At 42.0% G+C, this 22,707-nt stretch carries 18 protein-coding genes; 10 read left to right on the top strand and 8 right to left on the bottom strand.

Annotated features, from left to right (window positions below):
• Positions 1 to 46 precede the first annotated feature (46 nt).
• Complete coding sequence (locus CYAN7822_RS01560; RefSeq protein ID WP_013320479.1) at positions 47 to 1,564, bottom strand: phytoene desaturase family protein; 1,518 nt, start codon at positions 1,562 to 1,564, stop codon at positions 47 to 49.
• A gap of 66 nt (positions 1,565 to 1,630) precedes the next feature.
• On the opposite strand from CYAN7822_RS01560, the gene ispD reads away from it, so the two are divergent.
• The 10 genes from ispD (at position 1,631) to CYAN7822_RS01510 (ending at position 10,881) form a co-directional block, all read left to right on the top strand.
• Complete coding sequence (gene ispD, locus CYAN7822_RS01555; protein WP_013320478.1) at positions 1,631 to 2,317, top strand: 2-C-methyl-D-erythritol 4-phosphate cytidylyltransferase; 687 nt, start codon at positions 1,631 to 1,633, stop codon at positions 2,315 to 2,317.
• A gap of 4 nt (positions 2,318 to 2,321) precedes the next feature.
• Positions 2,322 to 3,263 carry a glycosyltransferase family 2 protein gene (locus CYAN7822_RS01550; RefSeq protein ID WP_013320477.1) on the top strand — a complete coding sequence of 314 codons (942 nt, stop codon included), beginning with the start codon at positions 2,322 to 2,324 and terminating at the stop codon, positions 3,261 to 3,263.
• A 219-nt stretch (positions 3,264 to 3,482) separates the two neighbouring features.
• Positions 3,483 to 3,782: a hypothetical protein gene (locus tag CYAN7822_RS01545; protein WP_041933093.1), complete on the top strand. Its 300-nt coding sequence runs from the start codon at positions 3,483 to 3,485 to the stop codon at positions 3,780 to 3,782.
• A 191-nt stretch (positions 3,783 to 3,973) separates the two neighbouring features.
• On the top strand, positions 3,974 to 5,023 hold the full coding sequence (locus tag CYAN7822_RS01540; RefSeq protein WP_245602658.1) for an RNA-guided endonuclease InsQ/TnpB family protein: 1,050 nt from the start codon (positions 3,974 to 3,976) through the stop codon (positions 5,021 to 5,023).
• 202 nt (positions 5,024 to 5,225) lie between these two features.
• Positions 5,226 to 5,813, top strand: coding sequence for a sigma-70 family RNA polymerase sigma factor (locus tag CYAN7822_RS01535; RefSeq protein ID WP_013320474.1), 588 nt, complete (start codon positions 5,226 to 5,228; stop codon positions 5,811 to 5,813).
• Positions 5,810 to 6,232 carry a hypothetical protein gene (locus tag CYAN7822_RS01530; RefSeq protein WP_013320473.1) on the top strand — a complete coding sequence of 141 codons (423 nt, stop codon included), beginning with the start codon at positions 5,810 to 5,812 and terminating at the stop codon, positions 6,230 to 6,232. The genes CYAN7822_RS01535 and CYAN7822_RS01530 overlap by 4 nt, the downstream gene beginning before the upstream one ends.
• 19 nt (positions 6,233 to 6,251) lie before the next feature.
• Complete coding sequence (locus CYAN7822_RS01525) at positions 6,252 to 6,809, top strand: Spy/CpxP family protein refolding chaperone (RefSeq protein WP_013320472.1); 558 nt, start codon at positions 6,252 to 6,254, stop codon at positions 6,807 to 6,809.
• 55 nt (positions 6,810 to 6,864) lie between these two features.
• Positions 6,865 to 8,625, top strand: a complete 1,761-nt coding sequence (locus CYAN7822_RS01520; protein ID WP_049802489.1) for a peptide ABC transporter substrate-binding protein — start codon at positions 6,865 to 6,867, stop codon at positions 8,623 to 8,625.
• A gap of 338 nt (positions 8,626 to 8,963) precedes the next feature.
• A complete protein-coding gene (locus tag CYAN7822_RS01515; protein ID WP_013320470.1) occupies positions 8,964 to 10,436 on the top strand; it encodes a TM0106 family RecB-like putative nuclease in 1,473 nt (490 codons plus the stop codon).
• Between the two features lie 214 nt (positions 10,437 to 10,650).
• Positions 10,651 to 10,881, top strand: coding sequence for a hypothetical protein (locus CYAN7822_RS01510; protein ID WP_013320469.1), 231 nt, complete (start codon positions 10,651 to 10,653; stop codon positions 10,879 to 10,881).
• A gap of 81 nt (positions 10,882 to 10,962) precedes the next feature.
• On the opposite strand, the gene CYAN7822_RS01505 is transcribed toward CYAN7822_RS01510, so the two are convergent.
• The 7 genes from CYAN7822_RS01505 to CYAN7822_RS01475 all read right to left on the bottom strand — a co-directional run bounded on the left by CYAN7822_RS01505 (position 10,963) and on the right by CYAN7822_RS01475 (position 22,704).
• Entirely contained in the window at positions 10,963 to 11,388 is a 426-nt protein-coding gene (locus tag CYAN7822_RS01505) for an acyl-CoA thioesterase (RefSeq protein ID WP_173362885.1), read from the bottom strand.
• Between the two features lie 179 nt (positions 11,389 to 11,567).
• Positions 11,568 to 11,795, bottom strand: coding sequence for a hypothetical protein (locus tag CYAN7822_RS37385; protein ID WP_157871763.1), 228 nt, complete (start codon positions 11,793 to 11,795; stop codon positions 11,568 to 11,570).
• 58 nt (positions 11,796 to 11,853) lie between these two features.
• Positions 11,854 to 12,429 (bottom strand): hypothetical protein, encoded by a 576-nt coding sequence (locus CYAN7822_RS01495; RefSeq protein WP_013320466.1) that lies wholly within the window; start codon positions 12,427 to 12,429, stop codon positions 11,854 to 11,856.
• 30 nt (positions 12,430 to 12,459) lie between these two features.
• Positions 12,460 to 18,357: a type I polyketide synthase gene (locus CYAN7822_RS01490; RefSeq protein WP_013320465.1), complete on the bottom strand. Its 5,898-nt coding sequence runs from the start codon at positions 18,355 to 18,357 to the stop codon at positions 12,460 to 12,462.
• Positions 18,358 to 18,403: 46 nt separating this feature from the next.
• The gene (locus CYAN7822_RS01485) at positions 18,404 to 19,315 is read right to left on the bottom strand and encodes a hypothetical protein (RefSeq protein ID WP_013320464.1); all 912 of its coding nucleotides are present in this window, start codon (positions 19,313 to 19,315) and stop codon (positions 18,404 to 18,406) included.
• 143 nt (positions 19,316 to 19,458) lie between these two features.
• Entirely contained in the window at positions 19,459 to 20,334 is an 876-nt protein-coding gene (locus CYAN7822_RS39295; RefSeq protein WP_013320463.1) for a PEP-CTERM sorting domain-containing protein, read from the bottom strand.
• 468 nt (positions 20,335 to 20,802) lie between these two features.
• Positions 20,803 to 22,704, bottom strand: a complete 1,902-nt coding sequence (locus tag CYAN7822_RS01475) for a CRTAC1 family protein (RefSeq protein WP_013320462.1) — start codon at positions 22,702 to 22,704, stop codon at positions 20,803 to 20,805.
• Between the last annotated feature and the right edge of the window lie 3 nt (positions 22,705 to 22,707).

The following is a 22,707-nucleotide window of genomic DNA, read 5'->3' as shown; positions in this document are numbered from 1 at the left end:
GTAGCAACCTCGGCAGGAGTTTCAGGGTTTTGATTTGATTGCTGACTTAATTGATTAATTCCGAAATTTGAGCCGCCGAAACTAAGGTATTTGCACATAAAATTGCTGAAGCGGCAACGGCAGGAACACCAATGCCCGGTAAGGTACTATCTCCCACACGATATAATCCGGTAATGGGAGTATAACAATGGGGAAATAACCCTTGTTCTGCTGAAATTGCCGGTCCATAAGTGCCTCGATATCGGCGTAAGTAATGAGCATGGGTTAACGGGGTTCCTATTAATTCTAAAACCACTCGTTGGCGAATATCCGGAATAACTTTTTCTAAAGCTTGATATAAAGACTGCGCTCGCTGTTTTTTCTTCTCGGGATAATCGGCATTTTTTTCCCATCCTTCCCAAAGTTCTAAGGTATAAGTATGAATGAGATGATGTCCATTAGGAGCTAGGGTTTGATCCCAGACAGAAGGAATAGAAATCATACAAGTATTACCCGGTTCAGTAAGATCTTTTTGACTATCATGAACCACCACATGATGACCGGTTAATCCTTCTAAACCATCCGCTTTAATCCCTAAATGCAGGTGCATAAAACTCGGAATGGCTGGCGTTTCTAAACTCTTCTTTAAATAAGCTTTCGGCAAGTCTTCGGGAGATAATAATTTTTCATAAGTATCCCAAATACTCGCATTAGAAATAACAATATTCGCTCGAATGACTTCACCGTTTTGTAATTTAATGCCGCTAACTTTTCCCTTTTCTACTAAAATTTTTTGCACATGGCTTTTTACTCTTAACTCTCCTCCCCAGCGCTTCAACCCTCTAACCAAAGCATTGACAATTGCTTCACTCCCTCCTTTTGGATATTCTACCCCGGCGCGAGTGCGTTCTCCTAACATAAAAGCCACTTCAGGCGCGATGGTTCCCTCGGCTTTTAATCCCGATAATAAAAAACATTCTAAATCAATTAATCGCCTCACCCAAGGATCGCTTATGTATTGATCCATGATTTGCCCCACTGAAGCATTAATGACCTGTAATTGCGGCAAAAACTTGATTAAACTCTGACCATATTTTAAAATTAAAGTAGGGATCACTTGCCAATCAGAACGCAACGCGATCGTGGGAATATCTTTAAGACAATCATAAAGAGATAAAAGCCGCTTCTCAAATCTTTCTAACTGCATAGCTCCGGCTGGAGTAATTTGGGAGATGGCTTGACGATAGGCATTTAAATCACTATAAATAGGTAAAGTAAATTCCGGAAAATGATAATGTCCCAAAGGATCATAAGGCACAACCTCGAGAGATTCTCCTAACAAATCTAGAACCTGTTTAAGAGGATTAAGACTAGGTTTTTGGCTACCTAAACCACAATAAAAAGAGGGACCCGAATCAAACTTAAAACCATCCCGAGAAAAACTATGAGCGGCTCCTCCGGGCAGGGAATGACTTTCACAGATTAAGACTTTTTTTCCGTATCTAGCTAATAATGCACCGGCACACAATCCACCAATCCCACTACCAATAATAATAATATCGAGCCTTGAGTTTTTATCATTCATGATTTCAAATAAATTGACCTATTAGTGATAATCTAAGATCCAGTGAATGGAGTAACCTAACTAACTATGTACTTATTAATTCCCGCCGCCGGCATGGGAAAACGGATGGGAAGCGATCGCAATAAACTATTACTCACCCTGATGGGTAAACCCTTACTAACTTGGACATTACAAGCCGCCCACGCTTCCCAAGAAATAACCTGGATAGGCATTATAGGACAATCCTATGACTTTCCTGATTTTAAAACAATTATGGCTGAAGTGTCTGGGAGTAAACCTGTTGAATTGATTCAAGGCGGAGAAACTCGTCAGGAATCCGTGTACAATGGCTTACAAGCCTTACCCTCCCATGCCCAACAGGTATTAATTCATGATGGGGCTAGATGTTTGGCAACCCCCCTATTATTTGATCGTTGTGCAAAAGCCTTGCAGACTTGTCAGGGGTTAATTGCAGCCATCGCCGTTAAAGATACTATTAAAATTGTCGATGAGAGCGGCTATATTCAAGATACCCCAGATCGCCGTCAACTGTGGGCGGCTCAGACTCCCCAAGGATTTGAGGTAGAATTATTAAAGCATTGTCATCAGCAAGGACGAACCTTGAACTGGGAAGTAACTGATGATGCCGCCTTGTTTGAAAGATGTCAACTACCTGTCAAAATTGTCGAAGGAGAGGAAACGAATCTCAAAGTAACAACCCCCGTAGATCTCGCCATTGCTGAATTTATTTTGCGTCAACGTTTAAACCTTTAAAACAATGAATAATCCAGCCTTGTCAGTAATTATCCCGATTTATAATGGAGAGGCAGATTTACCCGATTTAATCGAGTGTTTACGTTCACAAACCTATCCCAAAGAACAAGTCGAATATTTATTAGTGGATAATAACAGCAGTGATCAAACAGGTGAAATACTGCAAACCACTGCTGTTGAACTCGCTAACCAAGGAATAAAGCTAACTCCTTTGACGGAGAAAGACATCCAAAGTTCCTATGCGGCGCGGAATCGAGCCATACGTTTTTCCCATCATAGTATTTTAGTCTTTACTGATGCTGATTGTCGCCCGCAATCGGATTGGTTAGAACAACTGGTAAAACCTTTTAGTAATCCTAATATTGGCATCGTTGCCGGGGAATTAGTGGCGTTAGAAGGCAATAGTCTCTTAGAACAATATGCGGACTTAGGCGGCACTTTATCAGCAAAATATCTTTTAGAACATCCTTTTTGTCCCTATGGACAAACGGCCAATCTGGCGATCAAAAAACAAGCTTTTGAAAAAGTCGGGTTATTTCGTCCCTATTTAACCACTGGGGGAGATGCGGATATTTGCTGGCGAATTCAACAACAAACCGACTGGAAGATAGATTTTGCACCTTTGGCCATTGTCCGTCATCGACATCGAGCAACGCTCAAAGAATTTCGCAGTCAATGGCGGCGTTATGGTAGTTCTAACCGCTATCTACATCAGTTATATGGTGTGGATTTGATGAGAGATTTTACGGCTAAAGAGGCTATTTATCGTTTGAGTCGCTGGATTATTAAGGAAATACCGATAGATAGTTTAAAAATGATGCAAGGTCAAGCCAGTTTGGTTCATTTGCTTAAAACTCCCATAGATTTGCTGGGTTTTCAAGCCAGAAGTCAAGGTCAAAAAGAGTCTCTACTTTCAGAAAAAGCTCGAGAAATTGAATGGCTTTAAGATTTGGTTAGACCCGGAAAACAGTCTTGTCTATCCTAAGATATAGTCCAGTTTTTTCTCAATTTCTACCTACCTACTTATTTTTAAACAGAAAAAGAAAAGCTATAATCTACAAGTATAAAGACATTATTAATTATTGACAAGACAAAGGGTTTAAAATATTAAAACCTTCGTCAATGAATTATTATTTATATGAGTTTGGGAGTAAAAACGAAGAACATGGAAAATAAAAAACCAGAATTTGCCTATCAAGATATTTCGGTAATTTCAGTGGTAAGTGAATTACATAATTATTTTCGAGATTTACACTCTTATTATCAAATTGCTAAAGGAAATTTGCTCGGTCGTTTAGAAGCGGCTCAAGAGAAAGCCGAAAACCAACAATTAAAACAGGAACTAGAAGAACTCAATAAAAAAATCGCTTATTTTCACGTTTTGAATAATTCTATTTCTACAGTGGATGTTGTTTTACATACTCCGGATATGATTTCTGAGCTTGCCACTCCATCTAAGGTCTAAATTTTAAAAGCAAGGATGAGGCCGAAATTTCCCAATATAGGGCAAGGAACAGTTGAAAAATATTTAACTAAACTTATTCATACTTAGCTAAACCTTGTGCTATACTAAAAATCTGAGTAAGCTAGTGAGCAAGGAGCGCGTTGTTACTAGGATTTAAAACCGAACTGAAACTAAATAATAAGCAAAGAACTTTGTTAGCCAAGCACGCGGGTGTAGCCCGTCATGCTTATAATTGGGGATTAGGATTAACCAAGCAGATACTTGACCATAATAAGGTAAATCCTGACCAGAAAATCAAGTTTCCTACAGCTATTGATTTACATAAATGGTTAATAGCTTTGGTAAAGCCTAATAATCCTTGGTATTATGAAGTATCAAAGTGTGCCCCTCAGTATGCGCTTCTTGCATTAAGAGATGCTTGGGGAAGATGTTTTAATAAGGTGTCTCAAGCTCCAAGATTTAAAAAGAAAGGAAGAAAAGATAAATTCAGCTTAGATGGGTCGATTAAGGTAGAACATTTTCGCCTAAGAGTACCTGTTATAGGATGGCTTAAAACCTATGAAAGAATGCCCACTGGAATACTGCCTAAATCGGTGACTATTAGCCGTCAAGCCCATAGATGGTTTATAAGTTTGAAAATTGAAACTGAATCTACACAGAGAGCGAAAATTCATGAGGTTGTTGGCGTTGATTTGGGTGTACTTCATTTAGCTACGCTCTCGACGGGTGAAGTTTTTGAAGGAACTAAAAGTTATCGAAGATTTGAAAAGAAACTAGCGCGCTTACAATGGTTAAATCGTCATAAGGTGATTGGCTCTAATAACTGGAGAAAAGCGACTATTAAAATAGCCCTTTTACACAAGAAAATAGCTGACATCCGCAAAGATACGTTACATAAACTTACGACTTATTTAGCTAAGAACCACAGCCGAATAGGGATTGAAGACTTAAATGTGTCTGGAATGTTAGCCAATCATAAGTTAGCCAAAGCTATCTCGGATCAGGGTTTTTATGAGTTTCGTCGTCAACTAGAATATAAAACCCAGCTTTATGGCTCGGAATTAGTCATTATTGAGAGATGGTTTCCCTCTAGTAAAACTTGCTCGGGTTGTGGCCTAGTCAAAGAAAGCTTAAGTCTTATGACAAGAACTTTTAGTTGTGAATGTGGTCTAAAAATAGATCGAGATTTAAACGCCAGTATTAATCTGGCTAAGGCGGTAAGTTCTACTGTCTCTACCTGACGGACTAGATAGTGCCGACACTACTAGGATGAAGCAGGAATAGAACATTAAATCTATTAAGGTAGATTTTCGTCAAGTTTCTAAGAACGGAATGAGGAATTTACTTAGCAACGGGATAGCAAAAAACCCAAAAAAGCTCTGAACCTTTTAAGCCGCTCCCAAGTCTAAACCCCAGACTTACAACAAAGAGGAAAATGCAAACGTGTTGGCTGATGAAGTGGCTAGCACCACCGAGAGAGAATTGGTAGTTCGATGTCAGAGGGGCGATGCGATCGCCTTTCGTCAATTGTATCAACGCTACCAGCAAAAAGTTCGCTCAACTCTGTACCAACTATGCGGGCGAGAGATGTTAGACGATCTCGTCCAAGAAGTGTTTTTAAGAGTATGGAAAGGTCTGCCTAAACTGCGCCAACCCTCATACTTTTCCACCTGGTTATATCGCATTTGTTGGAATGTGGCCGTTGATGGACGGCGACAATTTGCCAAACAAAAAAGAGAAAAAATAGAAACCACCACAGATGAGTCTAACTCATCTCCATGCGAAAACCTCTTTCGTGTTCAAGATACTCCAGATTTAATGCAGTTGCACTACGAAGATTTAGTGGAACGGGGGCTTCAAAGCCTCAGTTTAGAACATCGGGTCGTATTAGTCTTACATGACTTAGAAGACATTTCCCAAAAAGAAATCGCCCAAATTTTAGAACTTCCTGTAGGCACGGTTAAATCTCGGTTACACTATGCTCGCAATGCCATCAAAAAATTTTTGCAGCAAGAAGGGGTATTATTATGACTCGCTTATCTCATGATGACAACGATGATTCATTAGTTCAGTTTTTAAGCCAATATCGACCCGTTCCTCCACCGGCAAGCGTTCAACTAGAAGAGAGGTTAATCAAACGCATTGAAAAAGAACCGATGGACTCAGCCAATTCATTTGATTGGTTTTGGGTTCTTCCTAGTGCGATGACAGCACTTTTGTTAATGGTGGGGGTGAGTTACCGTTGGTTTCGTGCCTCTCCCGACTTAGCAAAGCAACCTGAAAGTATACCCACTAGATATCAAACCCTAGAAACCTTTGTTATCGATAGTTGGGATGGAGCAACCGAAGACAGTTCTTACCTCTCGGGGACAAACAACTCTAATCTCTATTGGCTCAATTTTGCGGATTCCCAACCCGAGACTCAATCATCACATTTAATGACTTATTAATTAAACGGAGATGTTCACTATGTCTATTCGCCAAACCTCAATAGTCGTAGGTTTATTCGCACTTTTTATTGGCACAAGCGTCGTTTTAGCCGAACCCCTCTTTAAAAATAGCTCCCAACCCACCACTAACTCTGAGCAACTTGTCGCCCAAAACCCCGACACCACCCCGCAAGATACTCCCCAAAGAGGTCCAGGTAACCGAAGAGGTCAACGGGGAAATTTTGGGCCGGGTAGACTATTACAACAACTCGGACTAAGCGATCAACAACAGCAAAAACTTGAAGCCATTAAACAAAAATATCAAGGACAACTTCAACCCCTGCGGGAAAACATGAAAACCCTGCGGGAAGACTTAGGAACTCTAATGACAGGAACAGCCTCTAATCAAGAAATTCGCGCTAAACATCAACAATTAGTCGCATCCCGTCAAAAAATGGAAAACATTCGTTTTGAGAGTATGTTAGAAATGCGAGAAATCTTAACACCAGAACAACGAAGCAAATTAGGTCAATTAATGGAACAACGGCGAGAAAATTTTCGGCAACGGTTTACAGAAGGACCCGACGGCGATGAGTAACCGGTTGCGATTAAAATAAGAAACTGGTTGACCATTATAAACAAACTCATTAACCTTGAACAAATTTCTACGACGCACTGTCTTTGTGCCTCTTCTGGTTCTCTCGTTGGGTTTAACGCTTCTGCTGTCCAATTGTGGTAAACAGCAGACCACTACCACAACACAACCCACAAGCGGACAAGCTAACGGCGAGGTTCTTAAACTACTGTTTTGGCAAGCACCCACCATCCTCAATCCTCATTTATCCACAGGATTTAAGGATGCAGAAGCCAGTCGAATTACCCTAGAACCCTTAGCCAGCTACAACCAAAAAGGCGAGTTAATCCCCTTTTTAGCCGCAGAAATTCCCAGCGTAGCCAATGGGGGAATAGCAAAAGATGGTAAGTCGGTAACTTGGAAACTCAAACAAGGTATTAAATGGTCAGATGGAACGCCTTTTACCGCAGAGGATGTGGTCTTTACCTATCAGTTTATTAGTGACCCGAAAGTTGGCTCAACCAATGGCGGAACTTATGACTTAGTAAAAAAAGTAGAAGCCCTAGATGATCATACCGTCAAAGTGACCTTTAAAACCGTCAATCCGGCTTGGTCGCTTCCCTTTGTAGGGTCTGAAGGCATGATTTTACCCGCTCATGTTTATAAAGATTTTTTAGCAGAAAAAGCACGACAAGCCCCGGCTAATTTACTGCCCATCGGCACAGGTCCTTATAAAGTCGTCGAATTTAAGCCTGGGGATGTGGTGATTTATGAACTTAATCCGAATTTTAGAGAAGCCGATAAGTTAGCCTTTAAACGAATTGAACTCAAAGGCGGCGGAGATTCTACTTCTGCGACTCGGGCAGTTTTACAAACTGGTGAAGCCGATTATGCCTATAATGTTCAGGTAGAAGCCCCCGTTTTAAAAGGACTTGAAGCAGGAGGAAAAGGAAAATTAGCCTCAAATTTTGGCTCGTTAAGTGAGCAAATTTTACTCAATCAATCTGATCCTAATAAAGCCACAGCCGACGGAGAAAAATCCAATTGGAAAAATCCTCATCCCTTCTTTTCCGACGAAAAAGTCCGTCAAGCTTTTGCTTTAGCCATTGATCGAGATACTATTGCTCAACAACTTTATGGAATTACAGGAAAGCCTACCAGCAATTTTTTACTCTTACCCCAACAGTATAATTCGGCTAATACTAAATATGAGTTTAATTTAGAAAAAGCAAAAACTTTATTAGATCAGGCGGGATGGAAAGATACGAATGGTAATGGAATCCGCGATAAAAATGGGGTAGAAATGCAGGTGGTTTTTCAAACGACGGTGAATCCTGTGCGTCAGAAAACCCAACAAATTGTCAAGCAGGGACTACAATCTATTGGGGTAGGAGTAGAGTTAAAAAATGTGGATGCAGGGATTTATTTTTCTAGCGACCCAAGTAATAATGATACCCTAGAACATTTTTATGCAGATATGCAAATGTTAGCCACCGGCAATACTAGCCCCGACCCCGGGACTTATATGAAAGATTATATCTGTGATGGCGGCAAAAATATTCCTCAAAAGGCGAATAATTGGTCAGGCAATAATTACTCTCGTTATTGTAATCCAGAATATGATAAGCTCTGGCAACAATCTAATCAGGAATTAAATCCCGAAAAACGAAAAGAGTTATTTATTAAAATGAATGATATTTTGATTAATAATAACATCCTTATTCCTCTGATTCATCGGGCTGATGTGGCGGCGATTAGTAATAAGTTACAAGGATTTGAATTAACCCCTTGGGATAGAAATACTTGGAATATTAAAGATTGGAAACTTAGCAATCAATAAGGGTATTGTTAAGTACCTGGACATCAATAAAGCACCTCTATGTGTTTTGAAATGTAAAAACCTCCTTAAGTGTCCTGGCTTTTGCCTAATCTGAGCGTTTAAGCTGGTGATCAGTTAATGATTATTGATGTTATTTTATTATTATGGATGTATTTTAAGGGTCTGGAAAGGATAAGCCCTTTTTTCAGTCCGAAAATATTACTCGCGTCTGGTTAGGGGAAAACTTTAGCTAGATTGGGGTGCGGAACTCGTTCCGCACTGCGACCTCGTCTCCTACTCCCTAAAAACCCAAGTGGTTTTATCTTAAGATGTAGTAAGCTAATCCATTTAATTAAAGAATGCTCCTTACTGATGCTCTGCTGCTAGATTACAAACGCTGTCAACGTCGTGCATTTCTCAATCGTTATGGAGACCCAAGTCAACAAGACCCTGAGCGAGATTTTTTTATCAAACTCCGACAAGAAAGTCAAAATCACATCGCCAAGGTTTTATCCGAATTGTACCCCCATGCTCAACGGCTTCCAGATATCTTTCCCTGGAAAGAAAGAGCCGAAGCGACAGAAACATTGATGGCACAAGGGGTTGAGTGCATACACAAGGGAGTGTTATTTCACGAAACCCAAGATTTTCTCACACAAGAAACTATCACGCTGGTGGGAAAGCCGCATTTACTCGTTAAGAGCATCGGACAGTCAAAATTTGGCAATTGGATGTATATCCCCATTAGTATTCAATTAGGCCGTCGCCCTAAACCCGAATATAAAATTTTAGCCGCCTATTATGCTTATTTACTAGACTTTATTCAAGGAACTTTACCCCCCAATGCCCAACTGATTTTACGTCCTCTCAAAACTTACGAGGTGGAGTTGGAAATTTGGATGCCAAAAGTGCTTGATGCCATCACAGAGTGCCTACAAATGTTGCACCAACGTCAAGAACCTGAAGTCTTTATCTCCCGTCAACGCTGTAGTTTATGTCATTGGTATACCCATTGTTATACTCTTGCTCAATCTCAGCAACATTTATCCCTTGTGCCGGGGGTGACTCCTAGCCGCTATGAATCTTTACAAACCCTCGGCGTAGACTCAGTCGCCTCTCTAGCTAACACTTCTGTGCTTCATGTCGGTGAATTAATTGGCTTAGAGGTAGCCACTCAATTACAACAACAAGCTCAATCTATACTCGAAAATCGAGCCATTCGTCGAGCCAATTCTCCTCCCAATAAGCAAATCATTATTCCTACTGCTTCTATTGAACTTTATTTTGATATTGAAGCCGAACCCGAGCTAAATGTCGATTATTTATTAGGTATTTTGCTCGTTAATCGTCAAGAAAATACTCAGCAGTTTTATCCCTTTTTAGCCGAACAACCCGAAGAGGAAAAATCGATCTGGTTAAGTTTTGTAACCTTTATGAATCATTATCCAGAAGCCCCTATTTTTCACTATTCGGAATATGAAGTAGAAACAATCAAGCGATTAGCCAATTTATATGGAACTCCTCAAAAACAACTAGAAAATTTACTCTCTCGTTGTACTGATCTGCATAAACAAGTCATCAACTCTGTGACCTTCCCTGTAGAAAGCTATTCTTTAAAATCCTTAGCTAACTGGCTAGGGTTTCAATGGCGAGATGCCGGGATAAGCGGGGATCAATGTGTTTGCTGGTATGATCAATGGTTAACCACAGGTGATCGCAGTTTATTAGATGCAATTTTACGTTACAATGAAGATGACTGTTGGGCGACTTTTCATCTCAAAAACTGGTTAGTTCAATTTTTATTAAATCCCCTCTCATCTGAATTAACCTAATCTTAACCTTATCGCTTAGTAATAATTACTTTACCAAGTTGTTTTAAAGTTTTAAGTTGTACAAAGATTTCTAACAATCTCTACTCCTGTACCCGTAATTACCAATACAAAAGAAAAAATAATGCTAACGTAAAGATTAAAGAAGGGCACACAAGATTTAAGGGAAATAAGTCAAGGTGCATTTCTCTCCTCCCACAGACTGAAGGTGACTATTATGATGCTGCCCATATTTCCACTTTTGTTATTAATAACGTCTATAGGAAGCGTTGTTTGGTATCAAAAAACTGATAATGATATTTTTGGGGCCTTAGCCGTAACTTGTGCCGCCGTTTGTCTAATTTGGGGATTAGTGATTGCCCATTGGTCAATACATTTACTGGGTTTGCTAGTCTTACTGAAATTCAGACCGCCAATTCTCGAGTGGGTGCAAATCAAAAATGATTAAGACTCAGAATTTTTGCTCAATTATAAGAAAAAAATCTTAAATCGGGTGGTTATTGCTCACCCGATCAGCTTTTGCCCCTTTTTAAGCTCGATAGCATTCCAAGGCTTCTTTAAGAGGAATAGGGACAGCAGTGGGCACAGTTTTTTCTTCTTCTCGCCGCATACAAGCCGCTTGTTGTTCTCCTTTAGCCACTAACTCTTCCCCTTCGTCTCTAATGCGCCAGTATTCAAATAACATCGTAATTCGGTTTTGAAGCAATTCTTTAAGACGCATCCGAATAACCACTTGATCAAAAGCGAACAATTCAGAATAATACTCACAAGAGACACGAACCGTCACCAAAGCAAGACCTTGAGAAAGTTCTTTAATAATTTCTGGGGCATGATCTTTAAGAAACATTTCTCGGCAACGGCCTTGCCAACGCACATAATTAGCATAATAAACATTCCCCACCAAATTAGTTTCTTCAAAGCTAACAATATGTAAGTATTCGTAGGCTTTCATCATCGTTTTTTAAATTATGAATAAATGAACCTAAATAAAGATAAAATATTTTCGTAGGGTGTGTTAGCCAAGCATAACGCCGCTAAAAACCGCTTTTATTATCCCTTTTTGCCAGAAAAAATTGGCTCTCCCGTACTTGTGATGATAAGAAAAGCTTATAAATTGTCGAATTGTAGGGTGGGTTAGGTGCGGGGATAATTTTTATAAGAAACGGATAATTTTTGATCCGCTCCGTAACCCACCACTGTGGATTTTGTATCAATATAAAGATTTTTCCCCACGATGCCGAAAGAGCCGAAATTCAAGTCTAAGTACCTGGACAAAATTAAAGTTAACTGTGTGATCACCGGATCTGGGAACAGGGAACAGGGAACAGGGAACAGGGAACAGGGAACAGGTAAGACTTTCACTGTTTTTACATTTCTTAACATAAAGCGCTTTATTTATGTCCAGGTACTTAATTAAAATTTAACTGTTAACAGTTTCAGGTTTAGTTGGGGGAAAACGATGATAATACAAAGCAATCAACATAGGAATTAAAACCATGAAATTATAAAACAGATGGAGTTCTAAACGAGGAAACCAAATTTGTCCAATACTCATAGGCACAGGAGAATTAAACAAATTTTGATGAGTGATGGCTTGACCTAACAATAAAGCGTGTTCAAAATGATGATAAAACTGAAGTCCGAAAGCAATATCCCACCAAATAAGGGCATTTCCTACCATAGAAGGCCGTAACAGCGCTAAACCCAACAGCATAAAAAGGGCATGGCCATAATGTAGCCATTCGGTCTTCATCAGCCAAGGTTGCCATAAACCCAGTAAACCCATACAGTCAGGTCTTTTCCATCCTAAAACCCACAATTGAAAAGCCTGACAAATATGTTCGGAAAAGTGAAGAATAATCACCAACATAAAGACTTGCATGGCCCGTTTATACCAACGCCCATTTAAGGTGTAAATCAGAGAATGATAACAGGATAAAAGAATTCTCCAGGGTAAAAATGAATTTTTTCTGTTTTTTTTGCTTGAGATAGTCATGGTTAGTAATCTCCTAATTTAATTAAAAAATTAAAAGTTTAATGATAGTTCTATCGGGGTTGAAAATGCCGGTTCAAGTTGATTAAAAGCCTCATTTTTCCGGTCTTGGTGGTTGACTAAAATCGCAAAAATACAGGGGTTTTCCTGCTGTTGAACCGAAATCACAAAAGTAGCGATCATCATTTCCCCCGACTCCAACCACACCCCATCAGCACGAGTTTGACTCAACATCAAGGGAGCATTCAGCATTGCCCCGGCTTTTTTTAAACACTCATAAGCCGCCCAAACCCTTAAAGCGGCAACATCTAAACTCTCTCCAGTAGAAGCCGCAAGGGCCGAGGCCAGAGCAAATTTAGAGGTACCCAACAAATCACTCCAAGTCTCTGTAGTTCTAGAGATCACCGTTTCTACATCACAGGCCACCGCACCTGAACCCGCCACCGCCAAGGTGAGATTGCCGGCATGGGCGACCGAAACTGAGGTTTTTTGATTAACTTCCGGTTTTCCATCAGGACGACGGGTAATAATCACTCCTTTTGAGGTTAAAGCTTGAAGAGAACGATCACTCCTGATGCGTCGATCTACGGTTTCATCTTGATCCACAAGTATACGCAGATCAGCAGAGGGTAAAACCTCCTTAATCTTACGTTCTAGATAGGGAGAGAGTAAATTAGCAACCCAGGCAATTTGAGAGTCTCGATGCTGCACAATTTCTAGGGTTAACCCTTCCCAGTGTTCTAAGACCATACCATCAGGGGTAAGCACATCGAGATCATAGATAAATCTATCTCCGATGCGCTGTCTTTCCTGGGCGGCTACGATCAGTGTCTCAACGCTTGGGAAAGCATAAATGATTAATTTTTCAATCCCCACAGGTAAAAGGGTGGCATGGGGAACACAAGCTTGTAAAGCATGAATAACTGCATCTTTTGCCCCTGGATCGCCTAAAATTAGGTCTTGGGGAAGATAGCGGCTAAACCAACTCTCTTGGTGGCGGCTAAGAGTGGCGATACATTCGGTGGCGCGTAAATGCTGGTATTGTTGTAGTCGTTGAAAACGGCCTTGATGAAAGAGGATTTGTCCGTAGAGGTGTTGTTGGGGGTTGAGTGGGGTTGAGTTTTGTCGGCACTCTGTAGCAGATAGATGATTTGTCGGTTTTTGTCGGACATGGTGAGAGGATACATGATAGATAGCCCGGAAGTGATCGATGCTAAATTGAGTTTGTTCGCTACGGAGGGCCATTTCAATTTGTCCGTTTTCGGTTCGTTGTGCCGCAATGCGGATTTTTAAAGGTTGGTCCTCACAGATGATGGGACGGTTAAATCGAACTTTTTCAAAGGTGATTTGATCCCCGCTATCCCCCGGCCAGGAGGATATTAAAGCTGTAGCGACTTGCGCCATTGCTTCTAGTCCCATCACTCCCGGAAAGATCCGTTCTCCTTGATAGATATGATCGTTGAGATAGGGGTCTGTCTGGGGAGAAAGTTCTACATCGACGATTAATTCTATCCCTGGATAATAGACTTTTGGCTGTTCTAAGAACCGCAGCAAGGGTAATGGCGGCTGTTCTATTTTTAGGGTTGGAGGAGTGCCAAAACGTCCGGTTACCACCACTGAAGGAGTCGGTAAGCGATGATTGAGTAAGCGGCGTAAGATAGAAATCCCCGTATCAGGGGGAATCGGCGTAATTCCCTGCTGTATGAGGCTCTCTATACGTCCCAAACGCTGTCCCATCCCGACTCCTGACCACACCGACCAATCCAGATTTAAACAGCGACAATGGGGATAGTGATGCTGAAATTCTTCTAAATCACGACCTAGCCATTCATTGGCTAAAGCATAATCGGCTTCTCCAGGGAGTCCCGTCCGTGCAATGATCGACCCAAAGGTAATTAATACTTTCAGATGATCAGCATTAATCGCGGCGAGTAGGTTTTGCAGTCCGACTACCTTGGGGGCTACCGTGCATAAAACATCATTTTTGTCAAGATGTTTGATCAATTTAGGATGATTGACCCCGGCAGCGTGAATCAGGGCGGTAATGGTTCCCAACTGGGATTCTATTTGACTAACAGCCGCCTTAATCCCTTGAGGATCGGTAACATCCACAGAAAGATACATCACGGGAATACCCAAAGCCTTGATCCGAGAAAGATTTTGCTCAAGTTCTGGATCAGTGTCGGGTTGGGAACGTCCCAGTAACGCTAAACGAACCCCGCGATCACTAGCCAGGGATAAAGCACATTCGGCGGCAATGCCTTTCCCCCCACCAGTGACTAATAAAACATCTTTGCAGTCAAGGGAGATAGTCTCAGGATGGTCCTCGAGGGATAATAACCGCAAAACCGGTGATCGTCTGTTGCCTTGTGGATCATAATAAGCTTCACAGTAGCCACGCCCTAAAGCCGCTTCCGAGGTGATCCATTGAGCCGCTTGACGAGGGTCCACCTCCACCGGCACATCCACCACACAAGTGGTTATTTGAGGATTTTCTAAAAAGAAAGTTTTCGCAAAAGAGGCAGCCCCACCGCCATGTTGTACCAAAACCAATTTGCCCTCGAGATTTGATGAGTGCAGCAGCTTTTTGCATCCTTCTAATAACAGATCCATGTCAGAAAAGTTCCGCTTAGGCCCAAGACAAACCACAACCCCAGAACCTTCGCAGAGATTAAAGGCTTGTTGCAAGGATGCAATTAAAGGGTCGTCAGTGGGAGCGATAATTTGCCAATTAGAGGAGAGAGAATGATCTTTTAGCTGATGATTGAGAGGAGTATCCACCCATTCAACGCTAAAGATTCTAATCCAAGCCTCAACCCCTGTGGGAATCTCTTCAACCTTGGAGACATCCCCGATACTGGCGAGATTTTCTAAGGCTTGAGCAATTTCAGCGAGGGTTGCATCGGCATAGTCAGTAGGAGAAACCGGCGGAGATAGCCCTAAATGACGAGCCGCTTGAGCAACTAATTGACCTACTGTAATAGAATTCAAGTGTAAATCACTCAGGAGCCGGTGATCGTCTCTAATGGCTTCTAGAGGGAGTTCGGTTTTGTCTGCTACTAACTGACGTATGCACTCAAGGGGTGACACAGTTGCAGAAATCTTTTGCTTCTCTGTTTGCTCAGGAGAGGGGTTGGGAGAAACAACGGTCTTTTCGCTCAAAGAGGGGGCTAACTCACAAGGATTGAGCAAAAATTTCGGCTGCCAGTGGAGGTTAAACGGACGGGTAAAACGGTCCTCAAACAGGGCACGATGATTAATGGGAATTCCCATCACAAAAGCCGCCGCCACCGCTTTTAATAAGCCTTTAAGAGACTTAGCGCCGGCATCTAGGGCCATGACGGGAACAGAAAGAAAATCCCCGATCAAGCCGCTTAAAATCTCTCCGGAACCCACTTCAATGAATAAATCTACCTCTTTGGCGGCTAAGGTAGCGGCATCAATAAAACGCACTGGCGCGGTAATTTGTTCAACCAACAGCGAACGCAAATCTTGATGAGTGGAGAGAAAAGAAGCGGTAACCGTAGAGATAACCGGTTTTTGCAGAGGAGAAATTTCTATTGTGGCTAAATACTCCTTCAGGGGTTGAATAGCCCCAGAAACTAAGGGAGAATGGAAAGCATGAGAGACAGGCAATTTAACTGTTTTAATCCCTTTAACCTTGGCTTTCTCAAGCACATCATTAACCCCTAATACCTCTCCTGAGATAACCGTTTGAGAAGGAGAATTTAAACTAGCTATCACCACAACCCGGCCATTGAGCAACTGTCTGACGGCCTGTTCTGGGGCGGCTATGCTGGCCATCATCCCTGTGGGGTTTTCTGCCATCGCTTGACCCCGAACTCGAGCCAAATTAATCACAGAAGTTGCATTGAGTGCCCCTGCCCAGTGTAACGCGCTCAGTTCCCCTAAACTATGACCGACCGCTATTGAGGCAGTGATTCCCAAATGTTCTAACACTTGCAACCCCACCACCGCCGAGGTAATAATAGCAGGTTGGGCAATTACAGTGGATTTTAGGTCTTTTTCTCGAGGCAAGTTCGCTTGAGTGTAGATCTCTTTTAGCCAGGGAAAACGACGTTCCCATGCTCCACCATTGAGGTACACTGGGGCGGCTTGTCCAGGAAACAGGAAACCCACTCGAGGAGTTTTATGGGCAGTACCGAGAAAAACATCGCAACAATTAACTCTCAAGTCAGGACATAAATTGATCCCCCCAACCCCTCTTGATAAGGGGGGCAATTGCTCAAGTGAGCTTATTTTTTCTAAGTGATCGGTTAATTCCTGCGGGTTACTGGCGATCATTGCCGCTCGTAAGGGTAAACTCGGATCAAGGGTTTTGGCCAATTGTGCCGCTAAGTCTCCCACTTCGGCATGAGATAATTGAGGCGCAATGGTTAATAAGTGTCTAACTTGTTCTTGAAGTTGCTCAAGGGTTTGTGCTGATAACAAGAGCAATTCTGCATCTTGAGGAGCCGCTATCAGTTGACTTTCCCTAGGCGTGACTCGAGTTCGGGGCACACTGGCTAACCCTTCTAAAACAATATGAGTGTTAATGCCGCCAAACCCCATAGCACTGACTCCCGCCCGTAAGGGTTGAGAACTTGGCCACAGTTGACCTTCCTGAAGCGTTTTTACAGCAGGATTTTCAGTTAATAACGGATGTGGAATTTGAGAGCCGCTTGTTGGGGGGATCATTTGACTGTGCAATGCCAAAGTGGCTTTAATGAGTCCGGCGATACCGGCGGCGGCTTTAGTATGTCCGATGTTTGCTTTAATTGAACCGACTACCGCCGGTAAAACAGCATTCCTCTTGCGAATTTGGCTGAGAACTTGTAATTCTGTCGCGTCTCCTACGGCAGTTCCCGTACCATGTCCTTCAAAATAGGCAACGGTATCTGCCCCAAAACCGGCTTTATGGTAAGCGCGTTGCAGGGCTAATAATTGTCCGTCGACTTCAGGTCGAGTAATACCCCCGTGACCATCGGAAGAGATGCCCCAACCTCGAATTAAACTATAAATGCGGCAATTTTGGGCTAAAGCATCCTCATATCTCATCAATACCATAAAGCCGCAGCCTTCACCCGGGATAAACCCTTCAGACTTAGCATCATAAACCCGCATTTCTTGTTGGGCTAAGGCCCCGGCTTTAGCAAACCCCACTAATTCAAAGGGATCTAAACTGAGGTCTACTCCTCCGGCTAAAGCGACATCCAGGTCCCCAACACTCAGGGCAGAACAAGCATTAGCCACTGCTAATAAAGAAGAACTACAGGCCCCATCAAGCACATAACCGCCGCCTTTTAAATCAAAATAATTACAGATCCGTCCAGCAATGGTATTAGATAAATTTCCCGCCAAAGATTCTGCACCAATTTCTGAAAAAGGCTCTTTATATTTAATTTCTAAATCTCTCAAAAAATCCTGACGTTCTTGAGCGGATAAACCCTGTTTGAGCAGTTGTGCTTCTACGACACGACGGACATAAGGCCAACGCAGACGGAGAGTATTAGCCCGAGAAAATTCTCCCGTTAAGGTATTCCCTAATAAAACCCCTGTGGTTTCTTTGGGTAAATTTTTTCCCTCGACAAAACCCGCATCAGCTAAAGCGCGATCGGCTATATCTAAAGCTAACCAATGAACCAGATCAGCCGCCCGAAAAGTCTCACCCACTACCTTAAATTTAAGCCGATCAAATTCATAGCCTTCAAGGACAGCCGCTTGGCTCGAATAAATGGTATCAGCACTAGAACGATCACTATTAAAATAATCCTCTAACGATAATCTAATCTTAGGAATTTGTCTAAAAGCGCGACGTTGAGACAGAACATTTTCCCATAACTCTTGAGGGGAGCGCGCATCAGGATACAAACAAGCCATCCCCACAATAGCAATAACAGTAGAAGCTTGGGAAGTATTAACTAACATCATTGATCATCCCCTTATCTCATCTGCGTTTATCTGCGGACAATAACCATTAAATTTTGCTCGGAGCCGGCATTAAAACGGATTGACTAACTCGACTCATTACCCCTTGAAGTGCTAAAATAACCCCTCTTAAAACACAAATGATTGTTAAGCCAAAAAACATCCCAAAAACGATATGAAAATACATCAATAATCCATAAGCTGCCGCAACAGAAACCCCAAAAATAAATTGATCAAGTGGTTTAGCGGGGGTGGTGCCGGGATCAGTCACCATATAGAAAGTAAACAGCACAAAAGCCACACCAGTCATCGGTAATAAAGCGGCTATTAAAGGAGTGTGAAAAATAGAACTTCTGAAGAGAGCTTGAATAAAGAAACCTCCTACCCAACCAGCAATTAAAGGTAATTTTTGAGTAAATTTAGCATTAAGAAAGGTTCCAGATATAACAATAATTGCTGGTAAAATCCAATCTGCCCAACCCGAAAGATTTTCAGTAAATTGATAAGGGGGAGCAATTCCTACCCAAGGAAATAACAATAAGGTAACTGAAATTCCAAAATTAGAAGGATTTAAAAAGTGGCGTTTTCCTTGACCCATAGTAACGCGAAAAAGGGCTTTTGAACCAATGGCAACCGCAACCGCAAAAGCAATGGGTAATAGTTGTTCATTGGCATAAAGTAACATAGCAATAGCTAAAGAAGTAATATGAGCCGAGAGAATAAAATCCACAAATTGCCCAAAATTTCCCCAGAAAAGAGGTTGACGTTTATTGACCCAAGCATCAACAGTTTCTAGGAGAAGTTCGACAGAGTAACCGGTTGCTAAGGCGACTAACGGTTGTGCCCAAGATTGCTCAAATCCTAATACAGTATGACCGAGGATATTAAGACAGGTAATAGCAATAGCAAAGCGGCGAAGTCCAGCCAAGCGAGTTGCTTGATAGGAAGTAGATTGTGTCATAACGATGGAAAGGGTATAACAAACTGTAGAGGATATTAAGAAATTAGCTTTAAAGAATAGGCTGGATTAAGGTTATGTTGAGCTAAGAATGGATAGTTCGTCTTAATCCAACCTATAAAGTAGGAACTAGGTTGGGAAATGAATTATTTAAGCTTAGAACCTTTGCGTTTGAAGAAAGTCCCAAACCCTAAAGCGGCGGCTGAACCGAGAATTGTCAAGGGTTCGGGGGTAGCGGCTACTCTGGTGGAATGACCATAAGGACTCCCGTCTGCTTTAGTGTGTCCAGCAGGTCCAGGGAAGAAATCACCAGGATGACAGAATTGACCTTTAGGAATATGACAATTGACTTCTCCATTTCCAAGTTCGCCCCGTACTACTTGATCATCACGAGAGACATTATGAGACCAATCTGCCCCCGAATTGATAAGTCGAAGAGAATTGGAAACGGTCAATTCTAAATTGCTATTTACCGCCTTGAAGACCGCATCAAAATTAACTGTAAAATCAGAGGTAAATCTTCCATCATTATCCTGACTATCATCAAAAGTTTGATGGCCATACCATGAGATAGCGTTATGAGTAATAGTCATTGTTCCTGCTGACACTTTATCTTTTGAGAGATTAATAAAGACATTAAACAATTGACCATCAATCTTTACTGATTTTTCGCTTTTGAGAGAGAGCAGGGTTATTTCGAGGGGAATTGTCACAGATGTTCTTTCTAAAATTCCATCGTTATTATCATCAAAAATAGCATCCTCTACACGCTTGATTTTGGTATCTGTCTTACCTGGCCCGACAGTGTTACCTATCAAGTCTACTAAACCAATCTTGTATGACTTCCCATCTACCTCAACCGTACCGAAATCGTATTTAGTCCCGCCACTGAAAGTATGAAGATAATCAGTCCCTTTATTAATATTGGCGGCTTTGGCAGAATTGGGAATTCCTAAAAATGCTATAGCACTTAATCCGAGAGCGCTTAAAATGCCTAACTTATTGGGCATTAAATAATTCATTTTTTTTGCTCCTAAATAGTTAACAACATACAAAGTATAAAAGCTCACTAGCTTGCACTTTTTTTTAAAGTTATGACTAGAGACATTACTAAATACTATACAACAAATTACTAAATTTGAATTGTTTTTTATTATTTTTTAACATTATTAATATTTTCCTGAAACTGATCTTTAATTAATGATATTTAAGACCGATTTTTGTACAAGAATTAACCCACTTAAGAAAAGGGGCTAATACCACTGCTTAATCAGCTAATTACTCTTTTGAAAGAGCCGCTTTATTTCCCGTTTCCGAACGAGGCAAACCCCCCCTAAAACGGAGCGGCTACATTTTCCCCACTCCTAAGCGAGGTACCACTCAATCCGAGAGCGGCTAAAACACCTAGTGGGCATTAAAGAAATCATGGTTTATACTCCTAAATAGTTAACAACATACAATTTGTAAGCTCCCTTTTGGGGGCTTTTTTTCTAGCCGAGACTAGAAGCGGTTTTTGCCATCTCACCCAGTTGCAGCGTATGCCATCCCGGTGATAACAACAAACTTGAGGTATGAAGATTTCCTGAGTGATCGCGCCACTGCACTTTCACTGTTAATTGAGTATTTTTACTCAGCTTCCCTAAGCCAAAATGCAACTCAGGACTTCTCGCACCAGAATGTCCATTTCCCCCATCAACTTGAGCGACTAATTGTCGTCCATCCGGCAAATAAACTGTCGCCGTCGCACCAATAGCAGGAGACACCGTTCGTAAAAGCTTTAACCCTAAAAAGGCTCCCGCATTCTGACTATCATTGCGATAAAAATAGGAGCTATCCCATTGATTAGCAATGGCAAAATCTAAATCTCCATCGCCATCGACATCGGCTGTAGCAATGCCGCGAGTGACAAAAGGATCATCTAACCCTAGGGCCACAGCAAAATCATAATAGCGCCCATCTTTCCCCCGCACAAAGAAAGGATTATGCTGGTGTCCGCTTAAATCATCTCCGTCTTTAAACTCAAACCAACTCCCAGGCCATTTCAACAATTGGTCATTTCCTAGGGCCAATTCATGCAACTCGGGCCATCGGTTCACCGTTCCTTGACGAAAACCGGTCGCCTGTAGGGCTTCTAATTCCCCATCATTATCAAAATCGCCAAACTTAGTCTCCCATCCCCAACCACTGCGAGAAACCCCTAAAGGCTCACTACGGTCAACATAAGGAGCAATTCCTTTTTGCATCAGTTCCACCTTACCGGTACTGGTAAAGAGAAAATGACTCTCTTCTAAGGCATACTCAGCCGCTATGTTACTGACATAGATATCCAGCAACCCATCATGATTCACATCGCCGAAGTCTACCCCCATGCCTTTAAAAGAATCATGCCCCAATACCTTAGAATTCGGAGTCGTTAAGCCTTTTTGCCCCTCTAACAGAGCAAATTGAAGCTTTCCGGCAGTTGAACGATTATGTAATAGGCGATCAGGTCCAAAATCATTGGCAAAATAAATCTCAGGCAATAGATCCCCATCGAGATCAGCCGCTCCTACTGCCAAGGTCCACCCCTGAGCAATTTTATCCTCTAAGACTCCTTTTGCCTCCTGATACTGTACCGTTGGCTTATCTCCAGATGTGGCTCCACTCCAGAGGAAAAGGCGATTTGTTCCCCCATTAAACGCCCGAGTCATAGAATCCTGCATTTGCTCTATTCCAGTGCCATTGACGTTTAAAATGGCGGCGTTGTCTTGAAAATAATTGCCCACAATCAGATCGTGATGTCCATCTCCATCTAAGTCCGCAAAAGTCGCCGCATCCGTGTACCACTTTTCCCCAGTGTCAACGATTTCCTGTGCAATATAATCGCCGATTTTACCCGTTTTCGACTGTAAAAAGGCGACCGGAGTGCGTCCCCAGTAATACACCAACAGATCCATTGCTCCATCTTCGTTTAAATCCCCAGGTAAACAGCCCATAGGAGCCATTGTATTAGGATCATAAGGCAGACTATGGACTTCTAAGGGAAAGGCTTGATAACGCTTAGCGGTACCCGGTACCGGAGCAACAATAACCCGATCAATGCGAGTATCCACATAACAGCTATCATTAGGCAATCCATCGCCATCAAGATCATTTAAGGCAATGGAAGCTCCGACGGCTGAAATCCAGCCTGAGTGACGCTCTAAACTCGGATGAACTGAGCGTTCTCTCTGATAAGAATATCCCGTCAATTCTGGCAAGCGAAGACGGGTAAATTGAAATCGAGCCGCGATCGCTTCGGTTTCTGTGGCCGATAGACTCGGCATCCGACTCAAGAAAAATAAACTGATGATAATAGTGATAGCGACTAATTTTTTTAGGGACTGTCTCCAGATACTTACTAAAATACTCATCAA

The sequence above is a fragment of the Gloeothece verrucosa PCC 7822 genome (assembly GCF_000147335.1).
Lineage (GTDB): Bacteria > Cyanobacteriota > Cyanobacteriia > Cyanobacteriales > Microcystaceae > Gloeothece > Gloeothece verrucosa.
The sequence above is the reverse complement of the archived record's forward strand: the minus strand, read 5'-3'. Positions and strand labels throughout refer to the sequence as shown.